Below are 16,061 nucleotides of genomic sequence, written 5' to 3'. Positions count from 1 at the left end.
ACAAAGGTGCAACTTAGCCAAAAAAAGTGCGCCCGCGAAGGCGCACCAAACGACTAACAAAATCAGCACTGTGGGGAGACGGTTACCCCTTGCCTTTTACACTGCTGATAAAGGTGGAACGGGCAGTGGTTGAACCTAAACGCTCGGCTTCATCAAGCAGTTTCAGCGCTTTATCGACATCGCCGTTTTTAACTGCCTGCTTGATGGCGTTGTTAAAGTAAGTTTCAGTATCGTTAAGCACCGGCTCGGCTTTTTTCGCCGGGGCCGGGGCTGCGGCTGGTGCTGCGGCTGGCGCGGCATACACAGGCGCGGCAGTATTACCCACCGTTACCGGACCCGGGCCAGATGAGCCAAACAGTGGGCCTACGAGTACGCTGGAGCTGCTGTTGGTTTTCACCTTCAGCTTAAGCAGGCCGTCAGTGGTATGGCGCGCAATCGGATCGGGAATATCGGGAATGGCGTTACCAACCCCTTTGGCATAGGCTTTTGCCGGATCGAGCAGAGTGGTGGTTTGCTGCAAATCTTTTTCAGTGGTGAAGACCAGTACGTAGAGCTTTTGCTGCCCGAGCGCCGGGGTCAGACGCATTACCCCTTCCAGGCGGTCCGCGCTCATTACACCCGGCTCTTGATAGGTAAAATAGCTGCTGGGGAAATAGGCGGAAGGCGTCATGTTCTGATCGAGGATCAGAACGTTCGGCGCAAAAACGCTGGTCTGTTTGTTAACTTCACTGGATAAAGTCAACGTTAGCTCACCGATATTAGCCGGTACGCTATAGGCGGCTACCGGCCCGGTAATGCCAGCCACATTGAGCTGTTGGCCACCCGTCGCAAGCTGTGTGCTCTGCGTTTTGGACTGATCCACCGGCGTCCAGGTTAATTGCTGTAGAGCGGCTGTCGGAATGGCAGGCGCTGCGCTGGTATTCTGCGGGACATAATTGACGTCAGCGAGCGTAACGCCAGGCACACAGGCCAGCAGACCCGCTGACAGGCACAGCGCGACGAGATTTTTCTTCATTTTCATTGTTATCACCTCAGAAAGCGTAAGCACTGCGGTGGCCAGGCAATAGCGCGCAGTACCTCAGGGATTGAGGGGCTTTCGCCCCCCAGATTACATCGTCAGATCAGGATGCGGTTACCACCAGATTTCCATCTGGGCGCCGAAGGAGAACTCATCGTCATCGCCGCGGCTGGTAGAGAATCGACCGTTACCGGTGGAGTCAGAGATCGCGTAACGGGTGGCATCGCCGTTACCGTTCTTCGCGTAGCCCCATTTCTCATCCCACTTCGCGTAGGTTGCGAAGACACGGATGGCCGGACGAGACCAGATGCTGTCGCCAGCCTGCCACTGTTGCGCCAGGGTGATTTTGTACTGGCTGTTGCGATCGCCGGTTTCCTGGGATTTGACGTTGTCGTAGCCCACTTCCAGCAGGGTGCTCATGATTGGCGTCCATTTGTACATCGGACGTACACCCACGGTCCACCAGTCACTCCCCTGGTTATCATCCATGTCGAGTTTCTGGTACATACCGACATACATCAGGTCCCACTTGTCGGCCAGGGTGATTGCACCGTGGTCCAGGATGCGCCAGAGGCTGCCGTTGTTGTTAATCACATCGTTGGCGTAATTGGTCGTCGTGCCATCAGGATTCGTGATGGTAAAGCTGGAAGAACCATAGGAACCCTGGCTCAGACCTTTACCCTGCGTGGTCATTGAGTCCATCGCATACTGCAGCACAAACTTGTTGTAGCCTTTCAGCATGCTCTGGGTATGTTCAGCGGTGAACATCCAGCCATCTTTCGACGCGCCGTCGGCAAGATCATAGCCGTCGGTCGTGTTCGCGCGGCCATAATCCACACCCAGTTCCAGCACGCCGTCCGGGTTAGTTTCCAGGCCCGCTAAACGCACGTCAAATACGTCGTTCGCGGTATCTTTGGTACGGTCATAGATGTTCTGGCTGCTGAAGGCATAAGAACCGCCAGCTTCCTGGGAACGCGTCGCTGCCAGAGACAGTTTACCGAAGCCCAGATCGATGTTTTCAATACCGGCACCAGGACCAGAGATATCCCAGTAGTAGAAGTCGATCATGTGTACGTCATGACGCTGATAGAAGCGCTTACCGGCCCAGATGGTAGAGCCAGGCAGCCATTCAATCAGGTTTTTACCCTGCACGTTAGCTTCACGGAACGCCGGATCGGTACCTTCCCAGTCATTCTGCTGTGCCACGGAGTACGCTACGTTGGTGTCGAAATAGAAGCTCTTGTCGCCTTCTTTCCACACTTCCTGGCCCAGTTTCAGTTCGGCGTAGGTTTCACATTCGTTACCGAGACGGTATTTACTTTGTGCGCCTGTTGCCTGGAAACATTGTTGTTCACCGCCACTACCCGTCCAGCCGATACCAGAACGAGCATAACCATGGAAATCCACTGCCAGTGCCTGAGCAGACATTACGCCCGCTGCGACGGCAACTGCCAAAGGAAGTTTGCGCAGAGTAATCATTATTCTATCTCCTGAGATCATTGCTTTTCTTTGTAATTGGAATGCTTAAACGCCTGGCTCTTTGTGCAACCGACGACATGCAGTGCCATCCTCACGGAACAGATGGCAACGCTCTGGCGGCAAACCGATAGCGAATGTGGCACCCTCTTCTACCAACACCACGTCATTCTGGCGGTAGACCAGGTTCTGACGGATGGCGGGGATCTGGATATGAATCTGTGTTTCGTGACCAAGCTGTTCGACGACCTGAACTTCACCTTCCAGCGTCACATCAGCGATGTGGCTCGGCAGTAAATGCTCAGGGCGGATACCGAGGGACATATTGGCCCCCACCTGTACGTTGGCGCTGTCGACCGGCAGCCAGACTTGCTGACGGTTTGGCAGCTCCACCTGTACCTGTTCGATTGCCGTCGCGGTCACTTTTACGGGCAGGAAGTTCATCTTTGGCGAGCCAATGAAGCCCGCAACAAAGCGGTCTGCCGGGTAGTGATACAGCTCCAGCGGTTTGCCCACCTGCGCCACGCGACCGGCGTCCAGTACCACGATTTTGTCGGCCAGCGTCATCGCTTCGACCTGATCGTGGGTGACGTAAATCATCGTGCGTCCAAGACGCTTGTGCAGACGGGAGATTTCGATACGCATCTGGACGCGCAGGGCGGCATCCAGGTTAGAGAGAGGTTCATCGAGCAGGAACACGCGCGGCTCGGCCACCAGCGTACGGCCGATCGCCACACGCTGACGCTGACCACCGGAGAGCGCCTTCGGTTTACGCTCCAGCAGATGTGCCAGCTGGAGCACTTCCGCCACCTGGGTGACGCGCTGGTTAATGGTCTCTTTTTTCGCGCCGGCCAGCTTCAGGCCAAAGGACATGTTCTCGGCAACGGAAAGATGCGGATAAAGCGCATAAGACTGGAACACCATGCCCACGCCGCGTTCAGCTGGCGGGATGTCGTTCATTCGGGTATCACCAATAAATAAATCGCCACTGGTGATGGTTTCAAGACCGGCAATCATACGCAGCAGAGTAGATTTACCACAGCCTGATGGACCAACGAACACCACAAACTCACCTTCGTGGATGTCCAGATTGATGTCTTTTGACACCACAACGTCGCCCCAGGCTTTCGTTACATTACGCAGCTGTACGCTCGCCATGCCCTTCTCCCTTCGTTACAACCTGTCACCGACAGAAACATTCAAGATAAGTTCACTATGCGTGTTCCATTACTTTCGTGAATCCTCCACCCCCCGGCTTTTTTATGGGGGAGGAGGCGGGAGGATGAGAGAGCAGGCTCTGCGACCGCAGCGGAGTGGCTAAGGCGAAAATCGTGAAGCGGCCTGCAAAATTCAGTGGGTTTTTATGTGCGCCAGCACTCATAACTTAAATTTATGTTACAGGGATCACACAAACAGGGGGTGGGGCGTAGGGACTGGGAGGATGGAAAGAGGATGTCAAATAAGGAGACTGAGTCACGTTGAACCACCTTATGTATCCACGAGCACATCACCAATAAAGGATGGCAGATATGAAGATCAAGACTGGCGCACGCGTTTTCGCATTGTCCGCCCTCGCAGCAATGATGATTTCCGCACCGGCTCTCGCCAAAATTGAAGAAGGTAAGCTGGTTATCTGGATTAACGGCGACAAGGGCTATAACGGTCTGGCCGAAGTGGGCAAAAAATTCGAGAAAGACACTGGTATCAAAGTCACCGTAGAACACCCGGACAAACTGGAAGAGAAGTTCCCGCAGGTTGCGGCAACCGGCGATGGTCCGGACATTATCTTCTGGGCGCATGACCGTTTCGGGGGCTACGCGCAGTCTGGCCTGCTGGCAGAAGTCACGCCAGACAAAGCCTTCCAGGACAAACTGTTCCCGTTCACCTGGGACGCCGTTCGCTATAACGGCAAGCTGATCGCTTACCCAATCGCGGTTGAAGCCCTGTCACTGATTTACAACAAAGACCTGGTGCCAAATCCACCGAAAACCTGGGAAGAGATCCCTGCTCTGGATAAAGAGCTGAAGGCGAAAGGTAAATCCGCTCTGATGTTCAACCTGCAAGAGCCGTACTTCACCTGGCCGCTGATTGCTGCCGACGGCGGCTACGCGTTCAAGTTTGAAAACGGCAAATATGACGTGAAAGACGTGGGCGTGGACAACGCGGGCGCGAAAAAAGGCCTGACCTTCCTGGTTGACCTGATTAAGAACAAACACATGAATGCGGATACCGACTACTCCATCGCGGAAGCGGCGTTCAACAAAGGCGAAACCGCGATGACCATCAACGGTCCGTGGGCCTGGACCAATATCGACAAGAGCAAAGTCAACTACGGCGTGACCCTGCTGCCAACCTTCAACGGCAAGCCGTCTAAACCGTTTGTTGGCGTGCTGAGCGCGGGTATCAACGCCGCCAGCCCGAACAAAGAGCTGGCGAAAGAGTTCCTCGAAAACTACCTGCTGACCGATCAGGGTCTGGATGAAGTGAACAAGGACAAACCGCTGGGCGCCGTTGCGCTGAAATCCTTCCAGGATCAGTTAGCGAAAGATCCACGCATTGCGGCCACCATGGATAACGCCCAGAAAGGCGAAATCATGCCGAACATCCCACAGATGGCTGCGTTCTGGTACGCCACCCGTACCGCCGTCATCAACGCTGCAAGCGGTCGCCAGACTGTTGATGCCGCGCTGAAAGATGCTCAGGGTCGTATTACTAAGTAAGTCTGAAAAACGGCGGGTGGCGCGTGCGCTTACCCGCCCTACGACTACGGCACGATCCGTAGGTCAGGTAAGCGCAGCGCCACCTGACGATAAGTTTCCACCGTTGTAGAGGAAGAACCCCATGGATGTCATTAAAAAGAAACGCTGGTGGCAAAGCGACGCACTGAAGTGGTCAGTGATAGGTCTGCTGTGTCTGCTGGTGGGTTACCTTGTTGTTTTAATGTACGTGCAAGGGGAATACCTTTTTGCCATCATGACGCTGATTTTAAGCTCGGTTGGCCTGTATATTTTCGCCAGCCGTAAAGCGTATGCCTGGCGCTATGTCTACCCCGGTGTTGCCGGGATGGGGCTGTTTGTCCTCTTTCCGCTGATCTGCACCATCGCGATTGCCTTTACTAACTACAGCAGCACCAACCAGCTCGCGCAGGAGCGTGCCACCCAGGTGCTTCTGGATCGTTCTTATCAGGCGGGTAAAACCTTTAACTTCGGCCTGTATCCTGCGGGAGATGAATGGAAGTTAGCGCTCACTGACGGTGAGAGCGGCAAAAACTATCTTTCCGACGCGTTCAAATTTGGCGGCGAGCAGAAGCTGGTCTTAAAAGAGGCCGCGGCCCTGCCGGAAGGTGAACGTGCCAACCTGCGTATCATCACTCAAAATCGCCAGGCGCTGACCCAGCTCACCGCTGTGCTGCCCGATGACAGCAAAGTAACCATGAGCTCGCTGCGCCAGTTTTCCGGCACGCAGCCGCTTTATACTCTGGCGGATGACGGCACGCTGACCAACAACCAGAGCGGCGTGAAGTACCGTCCGAATAACGACATTGGTTTCTATCAGTCGGTGAATGCCGACGGCAGCTGGGGCGACGACAAGCTCAGCCCGGGCTATACCGTTACCATCGGCTGGGATAACTTTACCCGCGTGTTTACCGACGAAGGCATCCAGAAACCGTTCTTCGCCATCTTCGTCTGGACGGTAGTCTTCTCCATACTGACCGTGATCCTGACCGTGGCCGTGGGCATGGTGCTGGCCTGTCTCGTTCAGTGGGAGTCCCTGAAGGGGAAAGCGATTTACCGCGTGCTGCTGATTCTGCCGTACGCCGTGCCGTCGTTCATCTCGATTCTGATTTTCAAAGGGTTGTTTAACCAGAGCTTCGGTGAAATCAACATGATGCTGAGCGCGCTGTTCGGCATCAAACCGGCCTGGTTCAGCGACCCGACCACCGCTCGCTCGATGATTATCATCGTGAACACCTGGCTCGGTTATCCGTACATGATGATCCTGTGCATGGGGCTGCTGAAGGCCATCCCGGATGACCTGTACGAAGCCTCGGCGATGGACGGCGCGGGTCCGTTCCAGAACTTCTTCAAAATTACCCTGCCGCTGCTCATTAAGCCGCTGACGCCGCTGATGATTGCCAGCTTCGCCTTTAACTTTAACAACTTCGTGCTGATTCAGCTGTTGACCAACGGCGGTCCGGACCGTCTCGGCACCACCACGCCGGCAGGCTATACCGACCTGCTCGTGAGCTACACCTACCGTATCGCCTTCGAAGGCGGCGGCGGTCAGGACTTCGGTCTGGCGGCAGCGATTGCCACCCTGATCTTCCTGCTGGTGGGCGCCCTGGCGATCGTGAACCTGAAAGCTACACGTATGAAATTTGACTAAGGAGGGCACTGAACATGGCAATGGTACAACCCAAATCTCAGAAACTGCGCCTCCTCGCGACGCACTTAGGCCTGCTGATTTTCATCGCGGCGATCATGTTCCCGCTGCTGATGGTTATCGCCATCTCCCTGCGTTCGGGGAACTTCGCCACCGGGAGCCTGATCCCGGATGAAATCTCCTGGGAGCACTGGAAACTCGCGCTGGGCTTCAGTGTGGAACACGCGGATGGCCGCGTCACTCCCCCGCCGTTCCCGGTGCTGCTGTGGCTGTGGAACTCGGTAAAAGTGGCGACCATCACTGCCATCGGCATCGTGACGCTCTCCACCACCTGTGCTTACGCCTTCGCCCGTATGCGTTTCCCGGGCAAAGCGACCCTGCTGAAAGGGATGCTGATTTTCCAGATGTTCCCGGCGGTGCTGTCACTGGTGGCGTTGTATGCCCTGTTTGATCGTCTGGGCCAGTACGTGCCGTTTATCGGCCTGAACACCCACGGCGGCGTGATCTTCGCCTATCTTGGCGGCATCGCCCTGCATGTGTGGACCATCAAGGGCTATTTCGAAACCATCGATGGTTCACTGGAAGAAGCCGCCGCGCTGGATGGCGCCACCCCGTGGCAGGCGTTCCGTCTGGTGCTGCTGCCGCTGTCGGTGCCGATTCTGGCGGTGGTGTTCATCCTGTCGTTTATCGCGGCGATCACCGAAGTACCGGTCGCCTCTCTGTTACTGCGCGATGTGAACAGCTACACCCTGGCCGTCGGTATGCAGCAATACCTCAACCCGCAAAACTACCTGTGGGGCGACTTTGCCGCGGCGGCCGTCCTCTCTGCCATCCCGATTACCGTGGTGTTCCTGCTGGCCCAGCGCTGGCTGGTCAACGGCCTGACGGCGGGCGGTGTGAAAGGTTAAGTTTCATCTGTTATGCCACTGCAACCCTCAACTTTAGACGTATTGTATTGAACCAACTTGTGACTGTTGTTAGGCGCTCTTCGGAGCGCCCTTTTTTTATTCGCGTTTCAGCCGCTTTGAGTTGCACAGCCAGAGGGTGATCACCAGCAGCAGGATCGCCGCCGAGTAGATCAGCACGTCGAGCGGGGATTTATGATCGACGATGATCAGCCGCACAATGGCGGTGATGCCAATGTAGACAAAATAGCGCAGCGGGAAGTGAAAGCCGGACTGAAAGTACTTCACAATCAGGGCGATAAATTCAAAGTAGAGAAAGTAGACCACCAGGCCTTCCACCAGCGCGTATTTGCTGGTTTGCTCAGGTGCGAACAGCACATCCGCCAGATGCACCGTCTCTTTACCCAGAAACACGACCAGGATCAGGCCAAGGCTCAGCAGACCGAGGTTCAGCACGGTCTGGAGTATCGTTGAGATAAACTCAACACGCGGACGAGTCAGGGATGTCATACAGCACCTCATTCTCCAGGGCGAGGTTCCTGTATAACGCAAAAATGTGACGGGGATCTATATTTTTTGTTTATGTTTTGTCCACATGAACATTCTTGCCGGGCGGCACTGCGTTTGCCCGGCCTACAAAAATACTTTCGTAGGCCCGGTAAGCGCAGCGCCACCGGGCAAACAAGCATCAGCGGAAGTTAATGTTCTTATCGCTGGTCATATCATACAGCTGGAACTTACGTCCAAGCTGCTGACCGCCGTCGCGCGTCAGCGGCGTCCAGCCCACTGCCGCACGGCTGCGGGTTGGGCCTGACGAGAACAGATCCAGCGGAATCGACACGTACACCCCTTTGGTGAAGTCCCCTTCCCCGTACTCGTCTGGCGAAACGTTGGTGATGGTGGCATAACCGCCTACCACAACGCCGCTGTCGAAGTGTTTGGAGATATCCAGCGTGCCGCCCTTATCGCCCGCCAGGTACTGCCCGACGCTGGCTTTCACCAGCACATCCTGTGCGAACGACGGCGTCCAGTAGGCGGTCAGGTGCCCGGTTTTGACGCTGTAGTCGGTGAACTTCATCATGTCCTGCGCGCTGCGCCAGTCACGCTGTTTCACGTAGTTGGCATCAATCCCAAACGCCCAGTTGCTGTCGACGGGACGATAAAGCACCTCCGCCCCCGCGCCGCCGAACATGGTTTCCAGATAGCCACCGTAAACCTGGCCGTAGAAGCCGTTACCGAAGTACTGGAAGTAGTTGGCCTGCAGGTTATTCACGTAGATATCGTTCTGCACATATTCGCGAACGCGGGTACGCACGCGCGGCAGTTTTGAATCGTTCGGCGGGTTGGTGTAGTTAAATTTGTCGTAGTTGTTGGCAAGGTTGCCGAACAGACTACCGGTGGTCAACAGGTGGTCGGTCACCCACAGATCCGCCGTCGCCATCGCGCCCAGCTGATACATGTAGAAGTTTTCCGGCCCACCCACGGACTGGTTCAGCACCGGATCGATATGGAAATCGAAGCGGGATTTATCGATATACCAGCCCTGCTCGGTGCTCTCTGGCACCACCGGCTCAACGCGTTTTTGCACCAGCTCGGTTTCATGCCCCAGCGGTTCGCCTTCAAGATGACGCTTAAGGCTGGCAACATCGGTTTCAGTGGTGACCTGCGGCAGGTTGAGACGGTTCTCCGTCACGCGGATCGTGCGGATCCCCTCCGGCAGATCGTTCATGACGATCCGGTTGGCGCGCTCGATCCCTTCGCGGGAGTCGCGGTATTTTACCTGCTCGCCGGTGACGTACAGCGTATCGCCTTTGGTCTGGATCTTCGGATCCGCCAGGCCCGCGTTATATTTCAGCAGCGTCAGCTGGTTCGCTACCACGGAGTGCTGAATGATCGCATCCTGCGGCTCCGGCTGGTATTTGGGCCGCGGGTTGTCATTGTAGCGCGGCCGCATGTCGTTAAAGTTGGTGCGCAGCGTAAAGCCAAACATCAGGGTATTACCGCGCTCATAGCTGAGGTTAACGTCGGCCCAGTCGGTGACGCGGTAAATGGCGCCGACGTTAAACTTGCTCTTCTGCTCAATCTTGCCGGCAAAATCTTCGCTGTAGTTATTGCCTTCGTACTCCAGCTTCAGGCGCAGCGGCTGCCATGGCGTTTGATACTCTACGCCTCCAAACAGCGAGGCCGGGCCGTGGAACATCTGGTCGCCGTTGATGGAACCCGCTTTTTTATAGCTGTTATCGCGGTAGCAGTATTTGTCGCTGTAGGTACAGAACGGGTTGGTTACGTTGCCGCTGGTGCCGAGGTAGCCCCAGCCAAGACCCAGCGAGAAATCAAACGGTCCCCAGGCTTTGCTGGCAACGATGTATTCCGCATCAAACAGGCCGGTCCCGCCAATGTCTTTCGCCCCGACGGAGACCTGCGGCATCCAGTAGCTCTCTTCCCACAGTCGCAGCTTCACGTCGAAGGCTTTGTCTTTATAGGTCTGATTGCCGGAGAAGGCGTCCACGCTGCTGTACTGTTTTGTACGCACGTCGGTGTAGCGCAGCGTGGTCTCCAGCCAGGGGAACAGCTGCACGGACGCAGAGTAGTAACGGTACTGATCGTTATCGCGATAGTTAAGGCTGATTTCCCCTTCGCGGGCCATACGCGCGGTCGGGGTTTGCAGTAAGCCCACGCCGCCAAAATCGGACTGCGACGGGCCGATGGGTGCCGGATACGTTTCTGCATGACAGGCGGCACTCACGCATAGTGCAAGCATGCTGTAGAGATAGGTTTTTTTCATTATTCCGGTATCCGCTGTATCAGGGAGCGAAGGATATCGGCATTAAGCCCGTCATACGCTTTCGTCCAGAAATGGTCGGCAAAACCGACAAAAATGATGCTGCCTGGCATAGGTTCGATATGGCGTTTATTCCAGTAAGCCACCGGCGCTTTTTGCGTATGCCCGTCCGGATAGACCACCCAGGCATAGCTGTTATCCGCTCCGCTGAGCAGACTTTGCTCGTCGAGATAGCTCGCCACGTCCCGGCCCGGCGTAAACGGCTTATTGCCAGGGCTGCTGAGAAGCCCCATCACGGTGACGGTGGAAGGTTGAGCCGGAAGCCACAGGGTATAGTCCCCTTCCAGCGACGGATTGCCGTTTTCCGCAACGCGCACCTCATCCGGATCGAGATTCACCTTCTGGCGACCCGTCACCTTAACCGCCTGAAGCTGTTGACGCAGGCTAGTAATGGCCGCGGCATCGTCGGCATCTTCCTGTTGTGCCAGCCCGCTCAGTCGGGCGAGCAGCGCCTGATGTTTTTGTTCCGCGACGATCGTCGCCTGACGCTCGCTGATCACCGCCCCGGTCCACCAGCTTTTCGCCAGCCTCGGCTGCCCCACCAGATCGAGCAGATGCCCGGCATTGGTTAAGGTTTTAGGTTTTTCGCTGTCCGGGGTGTAGACCTGTACCGTTCCCGCAGACCACGCCATCGGCGAGGCCAGGCTGGCGAGAAGCGCAATGTGGATGAACATTTTCATGATTTCGCCGCCTTGATCAGGGTGGTCTTCACCGGGAAGAAACCGGCACCGAGATACTGTAAGGACTGGCGGATTTGCCCCTCTTCGTCCACCCAGAAGCGGTTATGCCAGGTGGCCTGATCGGTTGTCACCTCTTCATCCAGCACGCGCACCTGCGTTTCGTCGCTGCCCACTTTGACGCTGTCCGTACCATCCCAGCGGAAGGTAGAGCGGGCCGTGGCGTAGCGCACCTGTTTGTGCTCGGTCCAGCCCATTGTGCGCGTCCAGCTTGCGCCATCGACGATCTGATTCGGCTTGATGAGCGGATCTTCAGCCAGGTTGTTTACCTCAAGCAGGTTGTCGCCGCCAAGCAACGTTTTCACGATTCGGGAATGCTGAGTCACGATGGTGGCCTGATCCTGCGTCACCCATTTCTGCTGCCCGTTTTCATCGAAAGCGAGCACCACAAACAGTTGCGGACCATCGTTTAGCTGCATGTACTGGCTGGCATACGGCATGTTCTGAAGTTCGTCATCGGTCAGATGCACGCCCGGCGTGCCGAACATGCTGTCCCACAGTGAGTGGCCCAGCCCTTTGGTGGTAGTTGAGCACGCCTGCAACAGCAGGCAAATCAGGATGATTGCAGGTCGCTTCACGACTCTTCTCCGAAGGGGCGAAATAACCACACCGAAGTGTGGTTATGATTAAAACACCCGGTATTACTGGGTGCTGGTCGTCGTAGTGGTCGTGGTTCCGGTATTGGAGCCATCACCGCCACCGGTTGCCGCCAGCGCGACACCCACGGCTGAACTTACGGCGCTGGTGCTGGCTGCGGTAGAACTCCCCGCAGACGCAGACGTCGCTGCCGACCCTGCTGCTTCTCCGACCTGGACCGGAGCTGCATAGACAGACGTCGCCGCAAGCGCAGATATGGCAAAAATGCCATACAGTACTTTCTTCATAACAATTTCCCTTCAATGAATGAATGGAGATTTGCCCGAAAAGAAATTCAGGCGGATTCGAGTATACACAACTAAAGCAGTGGGTTTACCGTGGGGGTAAATAGGGATGAGGTTTTCAGACTAATGGTTAAAAATGAAAAGAAAAAAGAATTATTGAAATAGATAACCATTCATTATCAAACAGTTATAATATAAACCCATTAAAGTATCACTCCGTATTTTCTTAAAATAACCCTCAGCAATTAACGGGGTAACCGTGTTTTTCGGATTAAACTCAGATTCAGAATTTGAGATAACTAACAGACATCAGGAATTATCCGATAAAAAAATGCCGGCATATCGCCGGCATTGTTCATGACATATTTATTACGCACGCCATGCTTTATAACGGTTAATCAGACCATTGGTGGAGCTGTCGTGGCTGTCGATTGCTTTATCGTCACCCAGCTCTGGCAGAATGCGGTTTGCCAGCTGTTTGCCCAGCTCAACGCCCCACTGGTCAAAGGTGAAGATGTTCAGAATAGCGCCCTGAGTGAAGATCTTGTGCTCGTAGAGGGCAATCAGCGCACCCAGGCTGAACGGCGTAATTTCACGCAGCAGAATGGAGTTAGTTGGACGGTTGCCTTCGAACACTTTGAACGGCACAACGTGTTCCAGCGTAGCCGGATCTTTACCCTGGTCACGGTACTCCTGCTCAACCACCTCGCGGGATTTACCGAACGCCAGCGCTTCGGTCTGGGCGAAGAAGTTAGACAGCAGCTTCGGATGGTGGTCGGAAAGCGGGTTGTGCGTAATCGCCGGGGCGATGAAATCGCACGGTACCATTTTGGTGCCCTGATGGATCAGCTGGTAGAACGCGTGCTGACCGTTGGTGCCCGGCTCGCCCCAGATGATTGGGCCAGTCTGATAATCCACCGCGTTACCGTTACGGTCAACGTACTTGCCGTTGGATTCCATGTTGCCCTGCTGGAAGTAGGCCGCAAAGCGGTGCATATACTGGTCGTACGGCAGAATCGCTTCGGTTTCAGCGCCGAAGAAGTTGTTGTACCAGATCCCGATCAGCGCCAGCAGCACCGGCAGGTTTTTCTCAGGCGCGGTGGTGGAGAAGTGTTTGTCCATCGCGTGCGCGCCGGAGAGCAGCTCAACGAAGTTGTCGAAGCCGACGGACAGGATGATGGACAGACCGATCGCAGACCACAGTGAGTAGCGGCCACCCACCCAGTCCCAGAATTCAAACATGTTCGCAGTATCAATACCGAACTCACCCACCGCTTTACCGTTGGTGGACAGCGCCGCGAAGTGTTTCGCCACGTGCTTTTCGTCGCCCGCGGTTTTCAGGAACCAGTCGCGCGCGCTGTGGGCGTTGGTCATGGTTTCCTGAGTGGTGAAGGTTTTAGACGCCACCAGGAACAGCGTGGTTTCCGGGTTCACCTTTTTCAGCACTTCAGCGATGTGAGTCCCATCGACGTTGGACACGAAGTGCATGTTGAGATGGTTTTTGTACGGGCGCAGCGCCTCGGTCACCATGAACGGGCCGAGGTCAGAGCCGCCGATACCGATGTTTACGACGTCGGTGATCGCTTTCCCGGTGTAGCCTTTCCACTGACCTGAGATGATCGCTTCAGAGAAGGTTTTCATCTTTTCCAGCACCGCGTTCACTTCCGGCATCACATCTTTGCCGTCAACGATAATTGGAGTATTGCTACGGTTGCGCAGCGCCACGTGCAGCACGGCACGGTCTTCGGTGCGGTTGATCTTCTCACCGGAGAACATGGATTTGATGGCATCTGCCAGCTCAGTCTCTTTCGCCAGATCTTGCAGCTTCGCCAGCGTCTCTTCGGTGATACGGTTCTTGGAGAAATCCACCAGCATCAGGTCATCGAAGGTGGCGGAAAACTTGCTGAAACGATCGGCATCTTTCGCGAACAGATCCGCGATAGTGACGTCTTTCATTTCATCAAAATGTTTCTGTAGTGCCTGCCATGCAGCGGTCTGCGTTGGGTTGATGTTTTTCATAGCAATACTCTTCTGATTTGAGAATTGTGACTGCGGTCGATTGTAGCGCCTGCAAATAAAAATTGTGATGGTTTTTATGCCATTGCCCTGGTCTGCATCAAACGCAGGTGAAAAGACCCGAAAAGTATAGCTGCTGTCGCGCCCTTCCGGCGTGGCGAAATGTTGGTCAAAAAGGGGTAAAAAGGAGCATAAAATATGGGCCTGTTATAAGTCCTGTTTCTGAGGGGTACCCCCCCATGAAAAATCCGCATAATCCCAGCATTGACAGGACCTCCCCCGCATTTTATTTATAGGGCCGTATTTTGCGCCTGCACCTGTTCTCGCTTCATTCTTGTGCCAAGGTCGCTCTATTCATTCCCTGACACGAGGTTGTTATGACGAGTTTTGTGGTCGCCAAGTTTGGCGGCACCAGTGTGGCAGACTACGCTGCCATGAACCGCAGCGCCGATGTGGTGCTGGCCGATCCGAATACCCGCCTGGTGGTGCTCTCCGCCTCAGCCGGCGTGACGAACCTGCTGGTTTCTTTGTCTGAAGGACTGGAAGCGACCGAGCGTTTCGTGAAGCTGGATGCACTGCGCAAAATTCAGTTCGACATCCTTGAGCGTCTGCAAAACCCGAACGTCATTCGTGAGGAAGTGGAACGCCTGCTGGAAAATATCACTACCCTGGCAGAAGCCGCTTCACTGGCAACCTCTACCGCTCTAACCGACGAACTGGTCAGCCACGGCGAACTGATGTCCACCCTGCTATTCGTTGAGATCATGCGCGAGCGCAATATTCAGGCGCAGTGGTTCGACGTGCGTAAAGTAATGCGCACCAGCGACCGCTTTGGCCGCGCCGAGCCGGACGTTGAAGCTTTGGCAGAGCTCACTAACCAGCAGCTTGCCCCGCGTCTGGATGAAGGCATAGTGATCACCCAGGGGTTTATCGGCAGCGAAGCCAAAGGGCGCACAACCACGCTGGGCCGTGGCGGCAGCGACTATACCGCCGCCCTGCTGGGTGAAGCCCTGCATGCCACCCGCGTGGATATCTGGACGGACGTGCCGGGCATTTACACCACCGACCCGCGCGTGGTCTCTGCGGCAAAACGCATTGACGTGATCGCCTTTGAAGAAGCGGCTGAAATGGCCACCTTCGGCGCGAAAGTGCTGCATCCGGCCACGCTGCTGCCCGCCGTGCGCAGCGACATTCCGGTCTTCGTTGGCTCCAGTAAAGATCCAAAGGCGGGCGGGACGCTGGTCTGCAAGAAAACCGAGAACCCGCCGCTGTTCCGCGCGCTTGCCCTGCGTCGTAAGCAGACGCTGGTTACCCTGCACAGCCATAATATGCTGCACTCCCGCGGATTCCTGGCGGAAGTGTTTGGCATCCTGGCGCGCCACAATATCTCCGTGGACCTGATCACCACGTCAGAAGTCAGCATTGCGCTGACGCTCGACACCACCGGCTCCACCTCTACCGGCGACACCCTGCTGACGCAGTCGCTGCTGATTGAGCTTTCCGAGCTGTGCCGCGTGGAGGTGGAAGAAGATCTGGCGCTGGTTGCCATCATCGGTAATAAGCTGTCGCGCGCGTGCGGCGTGGGCAAAGAGGTGTTCGGCGTGCTCGACCCGTTCAGCATCCGCATGATTTGCTACGGCGCGTCCAGCTACAACCTCTGCTTCCTGGTCCCTGCCGATCAGGCCGAGCAGGTTGTGCAGAAACTTCATCAGAATTTATTTGAATAAAATTCGTTAGCACGATAAACATTATCCATAAGCCGGGCACAGACCCGGCTTTTTTATAACAAAACAACACGACAAT

Annotated in this window: 13 protein-coding genes; 4 read left to right on the top strand and 9 right to left on the bottom strand. The window is 55.6% G+C overall.

Annotated features, from left to right (window positions below):
* Window positions 1–82 precede the first annotated feature (82 nt).
* From malM to malK, 3 genes are all read right to left on the bottom strand, one after another.
* Window positions 83–1,021: a maltose operon protein MalM gene (gene malM / locus L2Y28_RS01460; protein WP_022646735.1), complete on the bottom strand. Its 939-nt coding sequence runs from the start codon at window positions 1,019–1,021 to the stop codon at window positions 83–85.
* A gap of 111 nt (window positions 1,022–1,132) precedes the next feature.
* The gene (locus L2Y28_RS01455; protein WP_032621777.1) at window positions 1,133–2,500 is read right to left on the bottom strand and encodes a maltoporin; all 1,368 of its coding nucleotides are present in this window, start codon (window positions 2,498–2,500) and stop codon (window positions 1,133–1,135) included.
* A gap of 42 nt (window positions 2,501–2,542) precedes the next feature.
* Window positions 2,543–3,652 (bottom strand): maltose/maltodextrin ABC transporter ATP-binding protein MalK, encoded by a 1,110-nt coding sequence (gene malK / locus L2Y28_RS01450; protein WP_003860329.1) that lies wholly within the window; start codon window positions 3,650–3,652, stop codon window positions 2,543–2,545.
* Window positions 3,653–4,023: 371 nt separating this feature from the next.
* Between malK and malE the strand changes: the two genes are divergently transcribed.
* From malE to malG, 3 genes are all read left to right on the top strand, one after another.
* A complete protein-coding gene (gene malE, locus L2Y28_RS01445; protein ID WP_022646733.1) occupies window positions 4,024–5,214 on the top strand; it encodes a maltose/maltodextrin ABC transporter substrate-binding protein MalE in 1,191 nt (396 codons plus the stop codon).
* A 121-nt stretch (window positions 5,215–5,335) separates the two neighbouring features.
* A complete protein-coding gene (gene malF / locus L2Y28_RS01440; protein ID WP_022646732.1) occupies window positions 5,336–6,880 on the top strand; it encodes a maltose ABC transporter permease MalF in 1,545 nt (514 codons plus the stop codon).
* 14 nt (window positions 6,881–6,894) lie between these two features.
* Window positions 6,895–7,785, top strand: coding sequence for a maltose ABC transporter permease MalG (gene malG, locus L2Y28_RS01435; protein ID WP_003860332.1), 891 nt, complete (start codon window positions 6,895–6,897; stop codon window positions 7,783–7,785).
* A gap of 96 nt (window positions 7,786–7,881) precedes the next feature.
* On the opposite strand, the gene psiE is transcribed toward malG, so the two are convergent.
* From psiE to pgi, 6 genes are all read right to left on the bottom strand, one after another.
* The gene (gene psiE / locus L2Y28_RS01430; protein WP_000202963.1) at window positions 7,882–8,292 is read right to left on the bottom strand and encodes a phosphate-starvation-inducible protein PsiE; all 411 of its coding nucleotides are present in this window, start codon (window positions 8,290–8,292) and stop codon (window positions 7,882–7,884) included.
* Window positions 8,293–8,470: 178 nt separating this feature from the next.
* Window positions 8,471–10,567 carry a YjbH domain-containing protein gene (locus tag L2Y28_RS01425; RefSeq protein ID WP_022646731.1) on the bottom strand — a complete coding sequence of 699 codons (2,097 nt, stop codon included), beginning with the start codon at window positions 10,565–10,567 and terminating at the stop codon, window positions 8,471–8,473.
* Window positions 10,567–11,304, bottom strand: a complete 738-nt coding sequence (locus L2Y28_RS01420) for a capsule biosynthesis GfcC D2 domain-containing protein (RefSeq protein WP_022646730.1) — start codon at window positions 11,302–11,304, stop codon at window positions 10,567–10,569. The genes L2Y28_RS01425 and L2Y28_RS01420 overlap by 1 nt, the downstream gene beginning before the upstream one ends.
* Window positions 11,301–11,939, bottom strand: a complete 639-nt coding sequence (locus tag L2Y28_RS01415) for a YjbF family lipoprotein (RefSeq protein ID WP_022646729.1) — start codon at window positions 11,937–11,939, stop codon at window positions 11,301–11,303. Before L2Y28_RS01415 ends, L2Y28_RS01420 begins: the two co-directional genes overlap by 4 nt.
* 63 nt (window positions 11,940–12,002) lie before the next feature.
* Window positions 12,003–12,245: an exopolysaccharide production protein YjbE gene (yjbE, locus tag L2Y28_RS01410; RefSeq protein WP_003860341.1), complete on the bottom strand. Its 243-nt coding sequence runs from the start codon at window positions 12,243–12,245 to the stop codon at window positions 12,003–12,005.
* Between the two features lie 366 nt (window positions 12,246–12,611).
* Complete coding sequence (pgi, locus tag L2Y28_RS01405; protein ID WP_022646728.1) at window positions 12,612–14,261, bottom strand: glucose-6-phosphate isomerase; 1,650 nt, start codon at window positions 14,259–14,261, stop codon at window positions 12,612–12,614.
* A gap of 374 nt (window positions 14,262–14,635) precedes the next feature.
* Here pgi and lysC point away from each other — a divergent pair, with 374 nt between their 5' ends.
* The gene (lysC, locus tag L2Y28_RS01400; protein ID WP_022646727.1) at window positions 14,636–15,985 is read left to right on the top strand and encodes a lysine-sensitive aspartokinase 3; all 1,350 of its coding nucleotides are present in this window, start codon (window positions 14,636–14,638) and stop codon (window positions 15,983–15,985) included.
* The last annotated feature ends 76 nt before the right edge of the window (window positions 15,986–16,061 follow it).

The organism is Enterobacter sp. JH25 (genome assembly GCF_021725435.1).
GTDB classification, from domain to species: Bacteria; Pseudomonadota; Gammaproteobacteria; order Enterobacterales; family Enterobacteriaceae; genus Enterobacter; species Enterobacter intestinihominis.
This window is presented reverse-complemented; position numbering and strand designations above follow the sequence as displayed.

Bases quoted from the DNA above. Each gene is read 5' to 3' on its own strand.
- malE (WP_022646733.1), top strand. From the start codon at position 4,024: ATGAAGATCAAGACTGGCGCACGCGTTTTCGCATTGTCCGCCCTCGCA.
- malK (WP_003860329.1), bottom strand. From the start codon at position 3,652: ATGGCGAGCGTACAGCTGCGTAATGTAACGAAAGCCTGGGGCGACGTT.
- L2Y28_RS01425 (WP_022646731.1), bottom strand. From the start codon at position 10,567: ATGAAAAAAACCTATCTCTACAGCATGCTTGCACTATGCGTGAGTGCC.
- psiE (WP_000202963.1), bottom strand. From the start codon at position 8,292: ATGACATCCCTGACTCGTCCGCGTGTTGAGTTTATCTCAACGATACTC.
- L2Y28_RS01420 (WP_022646730.1), bottom strand. From the start codon at position 11,304: ATGAAAATGTTCATCCACATTGCGCTTCTCGCCAGCCTGGCCTCGCCG.
- pgi (WP_022646728.1), bottom strand. From the start codon at position 14,261: ATGAAAAACATCAACCCAACGCAGACCGCTGCATGGCAGGCACTACAG.
- lysC (WP_022646727.1), top strand. From the start codon at position 14,636: ATGACGAGTTTTGTGGTCGCCAAGTTTGGCGGCACCAGTGTGGCAGAC.
- malF (WP_022646732.1), top strand. From the start codon at position 5,336: ATGGATGTCATTAAAAAGAAACGCTGGTGGCAAAGCGACGCACTGAAG.
- yjbE (WP_003860341.1), bottom strand. From the start codon at position 12,245: ATGAAGAAAGTACTGTATGGCATTTTTGCCATATCTGCGCTTGCGGCG.
- malG (WP_003860332.1), top strand. From the start codon at position 6,895: ATGGCAATGGTACAACCCAAATCTCAGAAACTGCGCCTCCTCGCGACG.
- malM (WP_022646735.1), bottom strand. From the start codon at position 1,021: ATGAAAATGAAGAAAAATCTCGTCGCGCTGTGCCTGTCAGCGGGTCTG.